16 protein-coding genes are annotated in these 18,722 nt (G+C 68.8%); 12 read left to right on the plus strand and 4 right to left on the minus strand.

The genetic code is table 11. The features are described 5' to 3' along the window. Window positions 1-238 precede the first annotated feature (238 nt). The gene (locus Q4I23_RS19420) at window positions 239-469 is read left to right on the plus strand and encodes an Ada metal-binding domain-containing protein (protein WP_498527266.1); all 231 of its coding nucleotides are present in this window, start codon (window positions 239-241) and stop codon (window positions 467-469) included. Here the strand turns inward: Q4I23_RS19420 and Q4I23_RS19425 are convergent. Further along, on the minus strand, window positions 462-1,508 hold the full coding sequence (locus Q4I23_RS19425) for a YeiH family protein (RefSeq protein WP_498527267.1): 1,047 nt from the start codon (window positions 1,506-1,508) through the stop codon (window positions 462-464). The two genes, Q4I23_RS19420 and Q4I23_RS19425, sit on opposite strands and share 8 nt — an antisense overlap. 114 nt (window positions 1,509-1,622) lie before the next feature. Between Q4I23_RS19425 and Q4I23_RS19430 the strand changes: the two genes are divergently transcribed. Next, entirely contained in the window at window positions 1,623-2,504 is an 882-nt protein-coding gene (locus tag Q4I23_RS19430; RefSeq protein WP_498527268.1) for a LysR family transcriptional regulator, read from the plus strand. Window positions 2,505-2,514: 10 nt separating this feature from the next. Here Q4I23_RS19430 and Q4I23_RS19435 read toward each other — a convergent pair whose 3' ends face one another. After that, entirely contained in the window at window positions 2,515-3,477 is a 963-nt protein-coding gene (locus tag Q4I23_RS19435; protein ID WP_237907760.1) for a replication initiator protein A, read from the minus strand. 1,022 nt (window positions 3,478-4,499) lie between these two features. On the opposite strand from Q4I23_RS19435, the gene Q4I23_RS19440 reads away from it, so the two are divergent. The 10 genes from Q4I23_RS19440 to Q4I23_RS19485 all read left to right on the plus strand — a co-directional run bounded on the left by Q4I23_RS19440 (window position 4,500) and on the right by Q4I23_RS19485 (window position 15,742). Beyond that, window positions 4,500-5,342, plus strand: coding sequence for a hypothetical protein (locus tag Q4I23_RS19440; RefSeq protein WP_498527269.1), 843 nt, complete (start codon window positions 4,500-4,502; stop codon window positions 5,340-5,342). After that, window positions 5,236-6,156, plus strand: a complete 921-nt coding sequence (locus Q4I23_RS19445; RefSeq protein WP_498527276.1) for a hypothetical protein — start codon at window positions 5,236-5,238, stop codon at window positions 6,154-6,156. The genes Q4I23_RS19440 and Q4I23_RS19445 overlap by 107 nt, the downstream gene beginning before the upstream one ends. 102 nt (window positions 6,157-6,258) lie before the next feature. Continuing rightward, window positions 6,259-8,901: a PAS domain S-box protein gene (locus Q4I23_RS19450; RefSeq protein WP_498527270.1), complete on the plus strand. Its 2,643-nt coding sequence runs from the start codon at window positions 6,259-6,261 to the stop codon at window positions 8,899-8,901. A 116-nt stretch (window positions 8,902-9,017) separates the two neighbouring features. Beyond that, window positions 9,018-9,611: a hypothetical protein gene (locus tag Q4I23_RS19455; protein WP_498527271.1), complete on the plus strand. Its 594-nt coding sequence runs from the start codon at window positions 9,018-9,020 to the stop codon at window positions 9,609-9,611. A gap of 352 nt (window positions 9,612-9,963) precedes the next feature. Next, a complete protein-coding gene (locus Q4I23_RS19460; protein ID WP_498527277.1) occupies window positions 9,964-11,385 on the plus strand; it encodes an ATPase domain-containing protein in 1,422 nt (473 codons plus the stop codon). 9 nt (window positions 11,386-11,394) lie between these two features. Then, entirely contained in the window at window positions 11,395-13,062 is a 1,668-nt protein-coding gene (locus Q4I23_RS19465) for an ATP-binding protein (protein ID WP_498527272.1), read from the plus strand. A gap of 239 nt (window positions 13,063-13,301) precedes the next feature. Next, window positions 13,302-13,736 (plus strand): DUF2946 family protein, encoded by a 435-nt coding sequence (locus Q4I23_RS19470; protein WP_498527273.1) that lies wholly within the window; start codon window positions 13,302-13,304, stop codon window positions 13,734-13,736. A gap of 37 nt (window positions 13,737-13,773) precedes the next feature. Continuing rightward, the gene (locus Q4I23_RS19475) at window positions 13,774-14,280 is read left to right on the plus strand and encodes a copper chaperone PCu(A)C (RefSeq protein WP_498527274.1); all 507 of its coding nucleotides are present in this window, start codon (window positions 13,774-13,776) and stop codon (window positions 14,278-14,280) included. Between the two features lie 180 nt (window positions 14,281-14,460). After that, on the plus strand, window positions 14,461-15,375 hold the full coding sequence (locus Q4I23_RS19480) for a DMT family transporter (RefSeq protein WP_454020737.1): 915 nt from the start codon (window positions 14,461-14,463) through the stop codon (window positions 15,373-15,375). 169 nt (window positions 15,376-15,544) lie between these two features. Beyond that, window positions 15,545-15,742, plus strand: coding sequence for a hypothetical protein (locus tag Q4I23_RS19485; RefSeq protein WP_454020736.1), 198 nt, complete (start codon window positions 15,545-15,547; stop codon window positions 15,740-15,742). A 90-nt stretch (window positions 15,743-15,832) separates the two neighbouring features. Here the strand turns inward: Q4I23_RS19485 and amaB are convergent, their stop codons facing one another. Beyond that, complete coding sequence (gene amaB, locus Q4I23_RS19490; protein ID WP_137142686.1) at window positions 15,833-17,335, minus strand: L-piperidine-6-carboxylate dehydrogenase; 1,503 nt, start codon at window positions 17,333-17,335, stop codon at window positions 15,833-15,835. Window positions 17,336-17,535: 200 nt separating this feature from the next. Continuing rightward, a partial coding sequence (locus tag Q4I23_RS19495; protein ID WP_498527275.1) for a thiamine pyrophosphate-dependent enzyme occupies window positions 17,536-18,722 on the minus strand: 1,187 nt, incomplete at its 5' end.

Genomic DNA, 18,722 nt, shown 5'->3' on the forward strand with positions numbered 1-18,722 from the left:
CGCCCTGTTCAACCAGAACCTCGGCACCGTCTCCAACCTCGCCGCCGGCATCGGCAACAAGGCCCAGCAGCAGGTCATCGGCATCCAGAAGTAAGGCTCCCCCGCTTCGCGTCCCTCCCTCCCCGAACCTCGCGGCCGGCAGAACCTCTGCCGGCCGTCTTTTTGCGGGACGCAGGAAACGGGTGGCCCTCCGTCGCGGCATCCGCGACGATCCCGCCATCAGAATCGGGAGGACGCCATGGACGAGGACGCGATGTGGAGCGCCGTGATGCGCCGGGAGCGGGATGGTGACGGGCGCTTCGTCTACGCGGTGCGCACCACCGGCGTCTATTGTCGGCCGTCCTGTCCATCGCGTCGGGCCAAGCGGGAAAACGTCTCCTTCCACCCCGACGCCGCTGCGGCGGAGGCGGCGGGCTTCCACCCCTGCAAGCGCTGCCGCCCTGCCGCTACCCCATCCACGCTCACATAATTCCCAGCAGCCGGATCAGCCCCAGCCCGATGGCGCCGAGCGCCGCCAGCGACAGCACCACCGCCGCGGTGACGCGCAGACCCGCCCGCGACAGCATCCGCACATCCACCCCGAGCCCCAGCGCGGCCATCGACAGCACCGTCAGGATGCCCGCCGCGGTCTGGCTGGCCGTCAGGGCGGCGTCCGGGATCAGCCCCGCCGCCCGCAGCCCGGCCAGCGCCAGGAAGCCGAGGATGAACCAGGGCACCAGCCGGCGCAGCGGCACGCGGGTTTTGGCGTGCTCCGGCGCGCTCCCCTCCGGCTTCGCCATCAGGGCCAGCGCCACCACCACCGGTCCCAGCATCAGCACGCGCAGCAGCTTCACCAGAGTCCCGACCTGGACGCTCAGCGCACCGACCGGCGCCGTCGCCGCCAGGATCTGCGGCACCGCGTAAACGGTCAGCCCGGCGAACACGCCATACTGCATGGGGGTGAGTCCGAGCAGCGGCACCAGCAGCGGCAGACCCAACACCACCAGAACACCCAGCACCGCCGTGAAGGCGATGGCCGCGGCCACGTCGTCGCCGTGCGCCCCGATCACCGGCGCCGTCGCCGCGATGGCCGAGTTGCCGCAGATCGAGTTGCCGCAGGCGACCAGCACCGCCATGCGCGGTGGCAATCCCAGCAGGCGCCCGATGCCGTAGCTGACCGCCAGGGCCAGGGCGACCACCCCGGCGATCCCCGCCACCAGTCCCGGCCCGGCCGCCAAGATCGTCTCCGGGTCGATGGAAGCACCCAGCAGCAGCACCGCGACCTCCAGCAACGTCTTGGCGCTGAAGTCCGTTCCCGCCTTCCAGCGCCGCCCCGGCGCCCAGACGCTGCGCAGGGCCACCCCGATCAGGATCGCCAGGACCAGCGCCTCCAGCCAAGCCTGCCCGAAAACCCGCACCTCCAGGCTTTGCAGGGCCAGCGCCACGCCGCTCACGCCGGAGCAGAGCAGAACCCCCGGCAGCAGGGCACCAAGGGTCCGGCGGGGCGATGGAAGAAGATCGTTCGGCATGGCGTCCTCGAATTCCGATGCCGGGAAGCTGCCTCCTCTGGACCGTTCGTTCCAACGGATTATAGTGGACGAATCGTTCGATGAAATCGAACGTTTGAACGGGCAGGGAACCGGATGACTCTCGAACAGCTCCGCATCTTTGTGGCGGTCGCCACGCAGCAGCATGTGACGCGGGCCGCCGCCTCCCTGAATCTGACGCAGTCCGCGGTCAGCGCCGCCGTCTCCAGCCTGGAGGCCCGGCACGCCGTCCGCCTGTTCGACCGGGTGGGCCGCCGCATCGAGCTGACGGAGGCCGGGCGCCTGTTCCTGGGGGAGGCCGTCGCGGTGCTCGCCCGCGCCGAAGCGGCGGAGCGCATGCTGGCCGACCTGTCGGCGTTGAAGCGCGGGCGCATCGCCATCCACGCCAGCCAGACCATCACCGGTTATTGGCTGCCCGAACGGCTCGTGGCCTTCCACCAGCGCTATCCGGACGTCGACGTCGCGGTGAAGGCCGCCAACACCGCCCAGGTCGCCAAGGCCGTGCTGGACGGCGCCGCCGATCTGGGGTTGGTGGAAGGGGAGGTGGCGGACCCGTTGCTCGACCAGGACCTACTGGCCGGCGACCGTCTTCTGCTGCTGGTGGGGAACGGTCACCCCTGGCGCGTGCGGAGCGACCTGCCGATGGAGGAACTGCACCGCTCCCCCTGGGTCCTGCGCGAGGCCGGGTCGGGCACCCGCTCCGAGTTCGAGGAGGCGCTGCGCGGGCAGGGGAGGGCGCCGGAGGCTTTGCCGGTGGCGTTGGAGCTGCCCTCGAACGAGGCGGTGCTGTCGGCGGTCATGGCCGGGGCGGGGGCCACCGCCCTGTCGGATCTGGTGGCGCGCGGCGCGCTGGCGGCCGGGCATCTGCACCGCGTTCCCTTCCCGCTGCCCGAACGGCCCTTCCGCCTGCTGCGCCACCGCGAGCGCGGGTTGAGCCACGCCGCCCGGACCTTCCGCGATCTTCTGCTGGCGGAATAGGGGAGGGGAATCAGACCACCTCGTCGAACTCGACCCTGGGAATGTCGATCCAGCTCTCCGGCTCGCCGGCGTCCTTGCGCCAGAAGATGACCGGCAGGTCGGCGTTCAGCACGCGGGCGATGGAGGCGCCGCGCGCCGTCATCAGCTCCTTGTACTCCGAGGCTTCGACGATGCGCACGCCGTAGCCGGGAATGCGGTCGGCCTGGAGCACGGGGCCGAGCGCGTTCTTGAACTTGCGCAGGTCATTGTCAGAACCGACCCGCTTGCGCAGCGGCTCCAGCGCCATCCAGAAGGCGTTGCCGTGGCCCAGATGGGCGCGGGCGATCTCGTAGAGCCGCTTCTCGATGGGCTTCAGCGCGAAGTAGTCTTCCGAATAGGTCAGCAGGTTGTTGCCCAGCGCCGCGCGCACCACCCAGTTCGACAGGACCAGCGTCAGGCCGCGCACCTGCCGCTCGCCGTCCTTCTTGCCACGGCGGTACAGCAGCTTGTAGTCGGATATCCAGGAGAAGGCGCCGCTCTCGCCTTCGCCACCGGCCTCAAGGTTGGTCTTGATCTGGGTGCCCTGGAGCCGCTCCAGCGCCCCTTCGATCTTGTCGTAGGCGCTGCCCCCGGCGGTCTTGCCGACGATGCGCTGGAGGTCGCTGGTGGTGAAGTGCAGCTTTCCCACCTCCGGCCCCATCTTGCCCTCCGCCATCTTCTCGCGCAGCAGCGAGACGGCGTAGATCAGCACCGACTTGTCCCAGATCGTCGCAACGCCGACGTCGCGCGGGGCGCGCACTTCGATCTTCACCTTGCCGTCGTCGTAGGTGGGAAGGCTTTCCACCTTGTCCTTCGACAGGCCGAACAGCGAATAGGCCATCAGGGCCCGGTCATTGTTCACGTCGCCGCGCAGCGGCGAATCCAGCCGCAGCGCCAGCTGGACCGGACGGTCCAGCAGTTCGGCGTTTTCCTGGTCGGTCTTGTGGTCGTCCATGCACCCAATCTCCCCGGCCCCGCCGCTGGCGGTTACGGTATTGATTCCCGATACGCCCCGCATGTTCCACAGCGCAGGCGCCAACGTCGCCATTCTGCCGAAAGATTCCTCACCGGCCGGAAACGACGCTGTGACCGTGCGGATGAATGTCGCCGTTCTGCCAGTTCCCCCGGACGCTGTGCCACGCCGGAGGGTTTCGCTGCCGAAAGCGTCCGCGTTCTGACGGTCCGGACTCCCGACAAGCCACAAAACAGCGTTGAAAGGCTTGGATTCCCTGACTCTTTCCGGACTCCCCGGGGTCCGGAGGCCGCCGCGGGGGGAGCACATTGGCAGAACGGCGACACTCGGTTGCGCGAGTCGGAGTCCGATTCTCGGCCGATTCCCGGAGTCACCGAGGGGCCACAGCCCAGATTATTCGGCAGAACGGCGACATCCGGCGGACTCCGACCTCCCGGCACGACGCGCCGTGCGCTGGAATCTTTCGGCAGAACGGCGACGTTTTCCACCCGGTTTCTCGGCAGAACGGCGACACCCAGACCTGGTCCGCCACCGCTCCAGGGGGCTCAAGGTCTTGATTCCACTGACTCCACGTCCCCGCATCGGCGCAACCGGAGCGATTCCGATGCACGCATTTGAATCGTGGACAGCCTGTTGGGGCCACGACAACATCTTGCGTAACGGGCTCACCAAAGCCCGAACCGATAGCTTTTGGACCAGTATTTTGGGCCAGGATTTTCAGCTGGCGGCTTCGAACAGCCGCGACACGCCGAAGGAGGCGACGATGACGTAACGGAGGACACGACCTCCGGAAACACAAAGGGCACAGGTTTGGCGACCTGTGCCCTCGTGCACACCGAAGTGTCGAAAACCGATGGAAGACCGGGAAAACCGGACCCCGCATCAGCGGTTTGGCGACTTCATGATGCCAGGGTAGGTCCGGAAAACCAAGTGGAATCGCGGATTCCACTGACGCTCCCGCTTTGTCTTCCGCCGGGATTGAAGCGCTGGATCATGGGAAGACAATGACCCCGTACACGACCTTGTACCGGCGATGGATCGCTGCGCCCGGCGTGGGAGCCGCGGAGATCGCTGTGCTCTCCGGCCTCTACGCGCGGGCGGACGCCGCCGGTGTCTGCGCCGGTCTGGTCCAGGACGAGTTGGCCGCCGAACTCGGCAAGAGCCGTCCCTGGCTGTCCGCCGTGCTGACGAAGCTGCAGGCGCCGGACCTGTCCCTGGTGGAAGCCCGCCGCGAACGCGGCTTCCGCGGGATGGTCTATGCCCTGGTGGGCGCGCAGGACACCGACTCTTCCGGTCGGCCCGTCGACACCACCGGTCAGCCGGCTGACGGACTCCTAAGAACTGTGAATCCCCTGAATCCTGACTCTCAAAACTCCTCCTCCTTCCGGGCGAGGGAATCGGCTGGGTCTCCGGGCATCAAGAACCGGGACGCCCTCGCCGAAGACTGGCAACCGGACGCCGCGGATCTGGCCTGGGCTGCGGAGACCCGCCCGGAAGTCGATCCGGCCACGGTGACCCGAAAGTTCGTGTCCTGGTGCCGCAAAGCCAACGCCCGCAACGGCTACAGCCCGGCCGACCCGTCCGGGGCTTGGCGCAAATGGGTGGCCCGCGAGTTGGTCGCCCCTGCCGTGGCACCAGCCAGTGAAACGCCCGAAGGCACCGTCGTCCCCTTTGCAACCGCCTCCCGCCGCCCCTCCAACCGGAGCGACCAGAATGACCGCCAACCTGCCGAGCCTTCCCGTGAGCCTTCCCGTTGGCGGCGACCCGCAGACGCCGGACATGGCGTGGCTGCCCGCAACGCCGGCGTCCTCTCTGCCCTGCGCGATCGCCTCGCTCGCCCGGCTTGAGCGCGCCGACCTGCGCTTCGAGATCGCCGACTGCGCGCCGGAGGAGATCGGCGCGCTGGCCGAGCGGGTGGAGGCCGTCCTTGAGGGCATCTGCCCATTGATTGGTGTGGAGAATGTGCTGACCGGCATCGAGAAGCTGGCGGCGCGCTTCGGCCTGGAGCTTCCGGACGCCGATGTGCTGGAGGCCGATATTCTCGAGATGGCCGGCTGGCCCGCCGAGGAATGGATCGCCGGTTTCCGCGGCGTCTGGTCCTCCTTCCGGTCTGGTTACCGGCGCTTCCCCACGGTCGGCGATTTCCGGGCTGCCTCCGGTCAGGCATCGGTGACCAGCGGAACGGCGGCCCTGCGCCGGCTGGCCATGGCCCTGCGCCAGGAACAGCAACTCCGTGCCCGTGAGATTGCTCATCGCCGCCATCAGAAAGAGAAGGAGGCGGAAACCGCCCGCCGTCAGCAGGCTGCCGCCCTGGCCGCCCCTCCGGTCGCCCCGGCGACGCCGACAGCAACAACGCGCCCGGCACCGGTTTCCACTCCGGTCTCCGTCACGCCGGACGATGCGCAAGTGGTCCTGGCTTCCGCGCAGCCTCGGTCTCAGATGAGGCTTGTCGTTCCTAAGGTTTTGATAAGGGATCGGTCGGCCAACGATCTTCATACCACGGTATGTCAAGGACATGACCACGTATCTTTCAGTAAGCAGACGCGCATGAAAAGTTCAGTTCGAGAAGCCAAGTATACCAATGACTGTGGATCGCGACGAAAAGCTGGAGCGAAGGCTTGGCAGACCCTTCATTATTCCAACAGGGTAACGCCTGTATAAACAGGCTCATCCCATCGATTCAGATTCCGGTGGCGAAGCACGAAAGGGCGGAGCAAGATGTGATAATCTGTTCGTGCGCCGAACCTTTCGGATTGTCCATCCATGCCGCTGAAGACGGTGTCCCGTCAGCAACCGATGACTCTGCACGGGTACCTGCTGAGGCTTGTGCTCGTGACGCTGGTGCCGATGCTCCTGCTCGGCGGCATGCTCATCGGCTGGCTGGTGCAGCAGCAGCGGGACGCCGTCAACGACAATATGGCCGACACGGCGGAGGCGCTGGCCCTGATCGTCGACCGGGAGTTGGAAGCGACCATCGAGGCGCTGCGGGCGCTGTCCCGCACGGACGCTCTGGCGGCCGACGATCCCGCCGGTTTCTACGAGCGGGCGACGCTGGCGCTGACTCAGCACCCCTCCTGGACCAACATCGCGCTGATCGACCCGTCGGGGCGACAGATCGTCAACACGGCGGTCCGGCTCGGCGCTCCGCTGCCGGATGTGCCCCAGCGCGACGCGCTGCAACGGCTGACCGCGACCCGCCAGCCGGCGGTGTCCGATCTGGTCACTGCGACGGCGGCGGAGCGCCCGACGATCGCTGTCATGGTGCCGGTGCTGCGCGACGGCAGCCTGCGCTATATCCTGTCGGCGGTGGTCGATCCGCAGACCTGGAGCAATCTGCTGGAGGGTTTCGAGACCCGGTCCGGCCTGATCGCCGTGATCATCGACGGCCAGGACCGGATCGCCGCCCGCTCGCGCGAACATGCGGAGTATCTGGGACGAGCGGTGCCCGACTGGTTTCTGGCGGCACGCGGCACGGCCGACACCGGCAACTACCGCGGCGCCACGCTGGACGGGGTGGAGATTATCGGCGCCTTCCACCGCACGCAGCGCGCCGACTGGACCCTCGCGGCCGCAACGCCGACGGAGGCCGTGCTCAACCCGCTGAACCGCACGGTGGTGCTGGCGTTGGGGCTCGGACTGGTCCTGCTGGCCGTGTCTCTGGCGTCGGCGGCGGTCTTCGCGCGTCGGCTCGCCCACCCCGTCCGCGAACTGGCCGCCCATGGCGGTAGCCTGATGGAGGGGCGGGCTATCCGCTATGACGGCGGCGTTCCGGTGCGCGAGATCGACGAGTTGCACCGCGTCCTGGCCGAGGCCAGCGCCGCGCTGGTCGGCGCCAGTGAATCCGCCGCCCATGCGGAGGCGCGCTACCGCGCCATCGTCGACACGGCGGTTGACGCCATCGTGGTCATCGACCGGGCCGGCGTCCTGCACAGCTTCAACCGCGCCGCCGAACGTATCTTCGGCTACGCCGCGGAGGAGGTGATGGGCCGCAACGTCAGCATGCTGATGCCCGATCCCGACCGCAGCGCGCACGACGGCTATTTGAAGCGCTATCACCGCACGGGGGAGCGCCAGATCATCGGCATCGGGCGCGAGGTGACGGGCCAGCGCAAGGACGGGTCGGTGTTCCCTCTGGAGCTGTCGGTCGCCGAATGGAAGGCCGACGGCGAGGTGCGTTTTACGGGCATCGTGCGCGACATCACCGCCCGCAAGACGGCGGAGGAGGCTTTGTTCGCCGCCAAGGAGGCGGCGGAGCAGGCGATGGAGCGCGCCCTGACCGCGGCGGACGAGGCCCGGCGGGAGAAGAACCGCGCCGAGAAGGCGGAACGGGCGAAGACCCAGTTCCTGGCGGCGGCCAGCCACGACCTGCGCCAGCCCGTGCAGTCGCTCTACTTCTTCGCGCAGGTGCTGGGCGACAAGCTGCACGGCCAGCCCGGCCACGAGCTGGTGGCCAGCATGGGCCATTCGCTGGACGCGCTGAAGCTCCTGCTCGACGGACTTCTCGACGTGTCGCGGCTCGACGCCGGGGCGGTGGAGCCCAGCGTCACCGAATGCGCGGTCGGGCCGCTGCTCGACCGGCTGGCCGCGGAATACGGACCGCAGGCGGAGGGGCAGGGGCTGCGGCTGCGGATCGTGCCGACCTCGCTGTGGGCGCGCACCGACCCGATGCTGCTGGAACGCATCCTGCGCAACCTGATCGAGAACGCGCTGGGCTACACCGAGCGGGGCGGCGTCGTGGTTGGCTGCCGGCGCGGCAACGGTGCATTGCGCATCGAGGTGGCCGACAGCGGCGTCGGCGTGCCGGAGGAGTTGCAGCAGGTCGTCTTCGAAGAGTTCTTCCAGATCGGCAACCAGGAGCGCGACCGCGCCAAGGGGCTGGGTCTCGGCCTCGCCATCGTGAAACGGCTGGCCGGGCTGCTCGGCCACACGAACGCCCTGCGCTCGCGGCCCGGACGGGGCAGCGTCTTCTCGGTGGAGCTTCCCTCCGTGCGCGCCCGCGCCATCCTGCGCCGCAACGGGCCGGACCGGGCCAACGACGACGGGCAAGGACTGGTGGTGGTCATCGACGACGAGGCCATCGTGCTGCTCAGCCTGCGCACCCTGCTGGAACAGTGGGGCTACGAGGTGGTGGCCGCCGTGTCGGCGGAGGAGGCGGTTGACGTCCTGCATGGGCTGGGCCGGCTGCCGGACCTCATCATCGCCGATTACCGCCTGCGCGAGGGGCGGACGGGCGTGGAGGCGATCCGCGACATCCACGGCGTCTGCGGCGTGCGCATCCCCGCCGTCGTACTGACCGGCGACACCGCGCCCGAACGCATCACCGAAATCCGCGGCGCCGGCTTCCGCCTCGTCCACAAGCCGATCACCCCGCACATCCTGCGCGAATTGCTGAAGCCCGCAGCCTGATTTTAAAAGGTCCGGTTGCGAAAGGCCGGTTTTTGACCCTGGCTGCCCGCCGGCCGGGTCTTTAGTTTTTCCGCCTCCTTGGGGAAGAGCCTCCTTGGGCAAGAGGGAGACGGGACATGAATTGGAGCAAGGGCCTGTGGCGGGGCTGGCTGGCCGCCGCCCTGCTGTGGGGGGCGGTGGTCGCCGCCTTCGCCGCCGCCGATCTGCAGGGGCGCCATCCTTTCGCCGGTCTCTACGCCTATTCGGACGCAAGGGACGCCTTTCTGCCGCAGCACTACGCCGCCGACGAGGCGGTGGTGGAGGATGGGGTGAGGCGGGGCGTCGTGGCACGGACGGACTTCCCCGACGGCACCAGCCTTGCCGCCCCGCCGGGCCTCGGCGAGGAGCGCGTGCGGCAGATCGCCGAGCGTTTCTGGGCGGAGCGCTGGACGCGCCGGGCGGAGGTTCTGTGGCCCTGGGGCCTGCGCGCCGCCGTGCCGCCGCTGCTGCTTTTGCTGTCCGGCGCGCTCGTCCTGTGGATCGCCCGCGGCTTCGGCAGGGCGAACGCTGCCCCGGAGACGGCCATGGAAGAGGCGGCGGTGCCGGAGAAAGCGGAGGAGGATGCGCCGAAGGCGGTCTTCAACACGCGGTCGGCCGGCGGATTGCCGCCCTTTATCCGCTCGCTGGGACCGGATCCCAAGCGCCGCCGCGTGCTGGGGTCGGGCCGGTAAAGGTCGCGCCAGTCGAACCCAGGCGTCGTTCGCACCGCCGCCCAACATCGCGGTAACCCGCGGTGACGTCCAAGCATCCCCGACGGTCGGCATCCCGAAGGCACAAAGGAACAGGAACCCCGGCATTGGGTTGATGGTGGCGGAGCCGCGCCCGCGGGGCGTGGATGTTCTCCGAGGCTGTGCGTTTGTCCGTCCGTCCAGGCGTTCGGGCCGTTCACCACATCACGGCGGCGTGTGGCGCAAGGCGCTGCCAGCGGGCCAGACCAAGAGGAGACCTGGGTGTCGAAGCCGACCAAGACGGACAAGATCCTGACCGGAATTCCAGAATTCGATCTGGTCCTGAGGGGGGGGCCTGCCGCGCGCGCGGCTGCATCTTCTGGAAGGCGCTCCGGGAACCGGAAAGACGACCATCGCGCTTCAATTCCTGCTGAAGGGCCTGTGCGACGGCAAGCGGGGCCTGTACGTGACCCTGTCGGAAACCGAGACGGAGCTGCGCGCCTCGGCCAAAAGCCACGGCTGGTCACTGGACGGCATTGGCATTTTCGAACTGGTCCCGCTGGAGGCGCAGCTCGACCGCCAGCAGAGCGTGCTCTACCCGTCGGAAGTCGAGCTGGGCGAAACCATGCGCCTGATCACCGAGCGGATCGAGGCCGAGAAGCCGGACCTCGTGGTGATCGATTCCCTGTCGGAGCTGCGCCTGCTCGCCCAGGACCAGCTTCGCTACCGGCGGCAGATCCTGGCACTCAAACAGTTCCTGCAAGGACGCCACTGCACCACGTTGGCGCTGGACGATCTGACCAGCCAGACCGGCTCCATGGAACTGCACAGCCTGATGCACGGCGTGGTCAGCCTGGAGCAGATCGAGCGTTCCTATGGCGCGGCGCGGCGGCGCCTGCGGATCGCCAAGATGCGCGGCTCCGAATACCAGAGCGGTTGGCATGACTTCGCCATCACGCCGGGCAACGTGCTGATCTTCCCGAGCCTGATCGCCGACGAGCACAAGGTGGAGTTCGAGCCGACCGCCGTGTCAAGCAGCCTGAGCGGGCTGGACGAGCTGATGGGCGGCGGGTTGACGCGCGGCACGACGACGATGCTCGTCGGCCCGTCGGGCGTCGGCAAGTCGTCCATCGCTCTGCAATATGTCGCGGCGGCGGTGCGCCGTGGTGAGCACGCCGCCTATTTCTCCTTCGACGAATCCTTCGAAACCCTGGCCTTGCGCAGCACCGCGCTCGGCATCGACATCGAGGAGGCGGTGCGCAAGGGCGAACTGGGCTGGGAGCGCGCGAACCCGTCGCGCCTGTCGCCGGGCCAGTTCGTCTGGCAGGTCCGCCGCCAGGTGGAGGACCAGAAGGCGCGCGTCGTGGTGATCGACAGCCTCAATTCGTATCTCAGCACCATGCCGGAGGAAAAGGCGCTCATCCTGCAGATGCACGAGCTGCTGACCTATCTGAACAACCAGGGTGTCGTTACCATCCTCATCCTGGCCCAGCAGGGGATCGTCGGCGACATCCAGAATCCGGTGGACCTGTCCTTCATGAGCGACACCGTGGTCCTGCTGCGCTTCTTCGAAGCGGCGGGGCAGGTGCGCAAGGCGATCTCGGTGGTCAAGAAGCGCACCGGCGTCCATGAGCTGGCGATCCGCGAGTTCCGTCTGTTTCCCGACGGCATGCAGGTCGGCCCGCAGCTCCTGGAGTTCCAGGGGGTGCTCACCGGCGTGCCCAGCTACGACGGGTCGGCGGACCCGTTGTTGCGCGGGCGGAGCGAGACGGGCTGACCGCCGCGCATGGACGCCCCGATCCTCGTGCTCGCCCCGCATGGCCGGGACGCGGAGGTCATCCGCCTCGTGCTGGACGAGGTCGGCATGACCACACAGTTCTGCGCCGATCTGCCGGCCCTGTGCGATGGCCTGACGAGGGACGTCACGGCTCTGATCCTCTCCGAAGGCGCGTTGCTGAGGTCAGGCATGGAGCCTCTGGTCGCCTGTTTGGAGGCCCAGCCGCCCTGGTCGGACCTGCCGGTTCTGGTGCTCACGTCCCGCGGCAACCGGTCGGCCAGCAAGGCGCGCTGGGCGCAGTTCCAGCGGCTCGGCAATGTCACGCTGCTGGATCCGCCCCTGCACGCCGAAGCGCTGCAAAGTGCTGCGCAGTCCGCGGCGCGGACCCGCCTGCGCCAATACCGCATGCGGACGCTTCTGGCCGACATCGAGCGGGCCAATGAGGAGTTGGAAGACCGGGTGGCGGAGCGCACCCGGTCCCTGCAGACGGAGATGCAGGAGCGCCGCAAGGCCGAGGAGGCGTTGCAGCAGGCCCAGAAGATGGAGGCGGTCGGCCAGCTCACCGGCGGGATCGCCCACGACTTCAACAACCTGCTTCAGGTCATGCTCGGCAACCTGCACATGTTGCAGAGCACGCTGCGTGCCGGCGATCCGCTGCTGCGGCACGTCGCCATGGCCGTCACGGCGGGCGACCGCGCCGCGGCGCTCACCCGGCATCTTCTGGCCTTTGCCCGGCGCCAGCCGCTGACGCCGCGCAGCCTGGATTTGAACGCCCTTGTCGCCGCCATGAGCGGCCTGATCCAGCAATCCGTCGGCGAATCGATCCGGGTGGAGACGGTGCTGGCCGACGGGCTTTGGCGGACCTGGGCGGACGCAAACCAAGTCGAAAGCGCCTTGCTCAACCTCGCCATCAACGCCCGCGACGCCATGCCGGACGGCGGGCTCCTGCGCGTCGAGACGAGCAACACCGTTCTGGACGAGACCATTTCGGATGCGCAGGGGGATATCCTTCCCGGCCGCTACGTCCTGCTCCGCATCACCGATACCGGAAGCGGCATGCCGCCGGACGTGCTGGAGCGGGCGTTCGAACCCTTCTTCACGACGAAGCCGATCGGCCAGGGCACCGGCCTCGGGCTGAGCCAGCTCTATGGCTTCGCGCGTCAATCTGGCGGGCACGCGGCGATGCGGTCGCAGCCCGGCCAGGGCACCACCGTCAGCCTGTATCTGCCGCAGCATGACGGTGTGGACGGCGCCGACAGCTCGGTCCCCGTAGCGGACGCGTCGTCGCCGGACCCGTCCCGCAACGATGAAACCATCCTGGTGGTCGAGGACGAGGCCCTGGTCCTGATGCTGTGGGTCGAGGCGCTGGAAGGGCAGGGATACCACGTCGTGCAGGCCGCCGAACCCGAGGCGGCGATCCGGGTCCTGGAGTCGGACACGGCGATCGACCTTCTGATCACCGACGTCGGGCTGCCCGGAATGACCGGGCGGGATCTGGCCGATGTCGCGCGGGAGCTTCGCCCCGGGTTGAGGGTGCTGTTCGTGACCGGCTACGCGCATTACGCCGCTCTCGAAGCGGACAGCTTGGGAGCGGGCACGCGGATGCTCAGCAAGCCGGTCGGCGTGGACACCTTGCAGATCACCGTCCGCGCCTTGCTGGATGGGGATGAGGCCTGACGTTGCGGTGGCAGGCAAACCAGGGCGATTGCATCTGACATTCCCTCTCCCCGGAGAGGAGAGGGCTATGAAGGCAAAACGCGATTGCTCTGGCGGGTGGACGGCGGCAACTCGACAAGCTCCACGCACATCGCCTACAACCGGTCATCCGTCCTGTGGGTGGAATGGAAACCGGTTTGAACGGTGCAACGTCAGCACGGCCATCGGCCTCCCCTCTCCGTTCTGGGGAGCGGGGCGGGGTGAGCGGGCATCGCGAGAAGGGCGGCGCCGCGCTTGCGGCGCTTGCGCTCCGCGGGCGATCCGGGCTGGCCGCGGCGCTGGCCGCCGTTCTTCTGTTGATGCTGGCCCAGGTGCCGGGGCAAGCGGTCGCCATACTTTCCGCCGGTCTGGCACAGTCCTTCTGGGCGGCGTCGATGTGCGGACCGGACGGGGCGTCGGACCGGATGCCCGCCGCGCCCGATCAGCCCAAGCACGATCTGGAGCATTGCCTGGGCTGCCAGCTCGGCTGCGCGCATCCGGCGATGCTGACCCCGGCGGACGTCACCGTTCCGCCGCCCCGGCTGTTCGGGGCGCTGCGCGCGCTTCCCCTCCGAACCTGCAAGCTCCGCCGCCGGAGCATTTTCCGTCCGAACGCCCGTGCTCCGCCGATGAAGTGTCCTGCCCCGACCAACTGATCCTCCGACACATCCTTTCTTGCAGGACTCCGTCATCATGAAGAAGCACGCCCTGGCGCTCGCCGCGCTGATCGCCCTGACCGCCGGCACCGCCCTGGCCCATGGTTTCAAGGCCGGACCGGTTGACATCGAACATCCCTGGGCGCGCGCGACCGCACCCTCGGCCCCGAACGGCTCGGCCTACATGGTGCTGAGCACCCACGGCCTGGACAGCGACCGCCTGCTGTCGGCCAGCACGCCCGTCGCCGACAAGGCGGAACTGCACACCCACCTGATGGACAACGGCGTCATGAAGATGCGCCAGGTCGACGCCATCGAGGTGTCGCCCGGCTCGCCGACCGCGCTGCAGCCCGGCGGCCTGCACGTCATGCTGTTCGGTCTGAAGCAGCCGCTCGCTCCGGGGAAGGCGTTCCCGCTGACCCTGACCTTCGAGAAGGCCGGGCCGGTGACCGTCCAAGTGGACGTGCAGAGCGCCGGGTCCGCCGCCCCGTCCCATGGCGGTGCCGGCGGGCCGCAGGCCGGCGGCACGCAGCACAAGCACTGACGGGCATGCGCCACGCCGGCCCCTTTCCAATGGCCGGCGTGGCCGCAACTGCAGGTCCGTACTGATATACCAGCATCGCATTTGACCGTCCGGCCCCAGGGGCGCAGGGTGTGGCGCGCCGGTCCGGCATAAGGACCGGCGCGCCACAGGAAGGACCGCCCCGCCCATGAGCGCCGCCCGATGACCACCACCGAAAAGGCCCTGTCCTCCTCTTCCTCCGGGCGGGCCGGCATCGCCTGGATGCTGCTGACCACGCTTCTGTTCGTGACGCAGGACGCGACCCTGCGCGTTCTGGTGCAGACCTATCCCTTTGCCGAGGTCGCCTGGGCGCGCTTCGCGGTGCATCTGGCCATCGCCTTCGCCGTGGTTGCGGTGCGCTCCCCCAGCCATTTGATCGCCAAGCGTCCGGGGATCCAGATCCTTCGCTCCGCCCTGCTGGCGGTGCTGACGCTGCTGGTGGCGGTGTCCTACAAGACGCTGCCCTTCGTGGACGTGGCGGCCATCGCCAACGTGGCGCCGGTCCTGGTCACCGTCCTCTCCGTTCCGCTGCTCAAGGAGAAAGTGGGCTGGCGGCGCGGTCTGGGGGTGCTGGGCTGCTTCATCGGGGCGATGATCATCATCGGCCCGGCCAGCATCGTCTTCCAATGGGCGATCCTGCTGCCGTTGGCCGCCGCGCTGTGCAACGCGCTCTACCAGATCGTCACCCGACTGCTGCGCGGCGGCGATTCTACCCTGACGACCTTCTTCTATACCAGCATGGCCGGTACGGTGATCTGCGGGCTGCTGCTGCCCTTCGGCTGGGTGACGCCGGACCTGACGGGGGCGGCGCTGATGATCATGCTCGGCGTGCTGGGGGCGTGCAGCCATTACTGCCTGATCCGCGCCTACACGGTGGCGGACGCGGCGACGGTGGCGCCCTTCGGCTACACGACGCTGATCTGGGCGGTGCTCTATGGCCTGCTGGTCTTCGGGGAGTCGCCCAGCGCCTCGACCCTCGCCGGCGGTCTGGTGATCGTCGCCAGCGGCATCTACATCTTCCACCGCGAGCAGGTGCGGGCGCGCGAGGCGGCCAAGGAAGCGGCGAACGGGGCCTGAACGGCCCCCGATTCTCCCGCTGATTCCCTATGCCGGAGGCACGTACACAGGACGTTCAGGTACCCGAAATATCACGGGCCGTACGCGTCGAACTGTAACATGCTCCGCGTACCGTACGCCTGCCGGTGAGGGCCGGCGTTTTTTCAACCCACAAGCAACGAGAACAGCAATGAACGGACTGCCCAAGCAGACGTGGCGCTGCCGCGTTGCCGAACTGTTGAACGACCCCGTGGTCCAGGCCGTGTTGCGGCGGGACCGCCTGACCCACGAGCAGGTTCTGGCACAGCTCACCCCCATTGCCGAGCACCTGCGCCGCAACACTCCCCCCGATCGACCCGCAAGGCGGCTTCCGCGCGAAGCCTTCTGACCTTTCAACGACCTTCCAATGAGAAAAGGCCGCCCGGTGAAACGGGCGGCCTTCTTCTTGCGGGGCGATTTCTTGCAAGCCGGTTGCGGATCAGCCGGCGATCTCGAACTTGATCCCCTGGGCCAGCGGCAGGGCGCGCGAGTAGTTCACCGTGGCCGTCTGGCGGCGCATGTAGCCCTTCCAGGCGTCGGAGCCGGACTCGCGCCCGCCGCCCGTCTCCTTCTCGCCGCCGAAGGCGCCGCCGATTTCCGCGCCCGACGGGCCGATGTTGACGTTGGCGATGCCGCAGTCGCTGCCCGCCGCCGACAGGAAGCTTTCGGCCTCGCGGATGTCGGTGGTGAAGATGCAGGAGGAGAGTCCCTGCGGCACCGCGTTCTGAAGCGCGATGGCCTCCTCCAGCGTCTCGTAGGTCAGGACGTAGAGGATCGGGGCGAAGGTCTCGTGGCGGACGATGTCGGTCTGGCCCGGCATCTCGACGATGGCCGGCTGCACGTACCAGGCGTCCGGATACTGATCCGCCAGGGCACGGCCGCCGCCGGTCACCACGCCGCCGTCGGCCTTGGCCTGCTCCAACGCGCGCTGCATGCCCTCATAGGCGCCCTTGTCGTTCAGCGGGCCGACCAGCACGCCAGACTCCAGCGGGTTGCCGATGGGAACGGAGGCGTAGGCGGCCTTGAGGCGCGGCAGCAGCGTGTCGCGCACGTCCTTGTGGACGATCAGGCGGCGCAGCGTGGTGCAGCGCTGGCCGCAGGTGCCAACCGCCGAGAAGACGATGGCGCGCACCGCCATGTCGAGGTCGGCCGACGGTGCCACGATCATGGCGTTGTTGCCGCCCAGCTCCAGGATCGGGCGGGCGAAGCGCTCCGCCACCTTCAGCGCGACCTCGCGGCCCATGCGGGTCGAACCGGTGGCCGACACGATGGGAACCAGCGGGCTGGCGACCAGAGCCTCGCCGACGTCGCGCCCGCCGTTGACGACCTGCAGCAGGTCCGCCGGGGCGTCGCCGAAGCGGGCCACCGCGCGCTCGAAGATGCGCTGGCAGGCGAGCGCGGTCAGCGGGGTCTTCTCCGACGGCTTCCAGATCACCGGATCGCCGCAGACCAGCGCCAGGGCGGCGTTCCAGGCCCAGACCGCGACCGGGAAGTTGAAGGCGGAGATCACCGCGCAGGGACCCATCGGGTGCCAGGTCTCGCGCATCGCGTGGCCTGGACGCTCCGACGCGATGGTCAGGCCGTAGAGCTGGCGGGACAGGCCGACCGCGAAGTCGCAGATGTCGATCATCTCCTGGACCTCGCCCAGGCCCTCCTGGAAGATCTTGCCCATCTCCAGCGTGACGAGACGGCCGAGATCCTCCTTGGCGTCGCGCAGTTCCTCGCCCAGCAGGCGGACCAGCTCGCCGCGGCGCGGCGCCGGGACGGAGCGCCACGCCTCGAAAGCGCGCTGGGCGCGGGCGGCCACCTCCGGAATCTCCGACGCCGGGGTGACCGGCGCCACGCCCAGCGCAGCGCCGTCGATGGGCGAGCGGACGGACAGGCCGGCCCCGTCGGCGGGAAGCTCAAGGCCGAGGCGGGAGAGAAGGTCGCGGTGCTGCATGGAAAAGGTCCTCGGTGTAAGGCAACCGGTGGAGGGGTGGCGCGCGGTGCTGTCGCGGTTCGTCATCATAACCCTCTCCCCTCTGGGGAGAGGGTGGCCCGCAGGGCCGGTGAGGGGGATGTGCGTAACGGAATGTCCGGCAAAAGCGCAACCCCCTCACCCTAACCCTCTCCCCGGAGGGGAGAGGGGACTTCAAGTCGTCAGCGCTGGCGCCCGGCGGCGCGGATGTCGGACAGGCTGCGGTTCGGCGTCAGGGCTTCGGGGTCGAGCCTGACGTGCAGAATGGCCGGCCGGCCGGAGGCGCGGGCGCGCTCGAAGGCCGGGGCGAACTCCTCCGTCCGCTCCACCGTCTCGCCATGGCCGCCATAGGCGCGGGCGAGCGCGGCGAAGTCCGGGTTGGTCAGGGCGGTGCCGGACACGCGGCCCGGATACTCGCGCTCCTGATGCATGCGGATGGTGCCGTACATGCCGTTGTCGATGACCAGCACGATGAGGTTGGCGCCCTCCTGCACGGCGGTGCCGAACTCCAGCCCGGTCATCTGGAAGCAGCCGTCGCCGGCGAAGCAGACCACGTCCCGCTCCGGGTGGAGCAGCTTGGCCGCGACGGCGGCGGGCAGGCCGTAGCCCATTGAGCCGCAGACCGGCGCCGCCTGCGTGCCGAAGCGGCGGAAGCGCCAGAAACGGTGGATCCAGGTGGCGTAATTGCCGGCGCCGTTGGTCAGGATGGCGTCGTCGGGCAGGGTGTCGCGCAGCCAGGACATGACGGCGCCCATCTGGACGTCGCCGGGGATGGTGGCCGGCGGCTCGCTCCAGGCGGTGTAGGCGGCGTGCGCGGCCTCGGCCCGACCGGCCCAGGCGGGGGAGGCCGGCGCCTCCAGCCCGGCCACGGCGTCGAGGAAGCCCCCCGGCGTGGCGTTGATGGCGAGGTCGGGGCTGTAGACGCGGCCCAGCTCCTCCGCCCCCGGATGGACGTGGATCAGCGTCTTGCCGGTTTCTGGGATGCCGAGCAGCCCGTAGCTCTGCGACGGCACCTCCGAGAAGCGGCCGCCGAGCAGCAGAATCACGTCGGCGTCCTTCACCAGGGCGGTCAGCTTCGGGTTGATGCCCAGCCCGATGTCGCCCGCGTAGTTCGGATGCGTGTGGTCGAACAGCATCTGGCGGCGGAAGGTGACGGCCACCGGCAGCGCGAAGGTCTCGGCGAAGACGTGCAGCGAGGCCACCGCGTCCTCGGTCCAGCGAGACCCTCCGGCGATTACCAGCGGGCGCTTCGCCCCGGCGAGCAGCCGCCCGACCTCGGCGACCTGGGCGGGGGTGGGGGCGCTGTCCACCGGCCTGTCTCTTATACACATCTCCGAGCCCACGAGACTATAACAGCTATCTCGTATGC

This window comes from Azospirillum sp. UFLA03-27, from assembly GCF_059803775.1.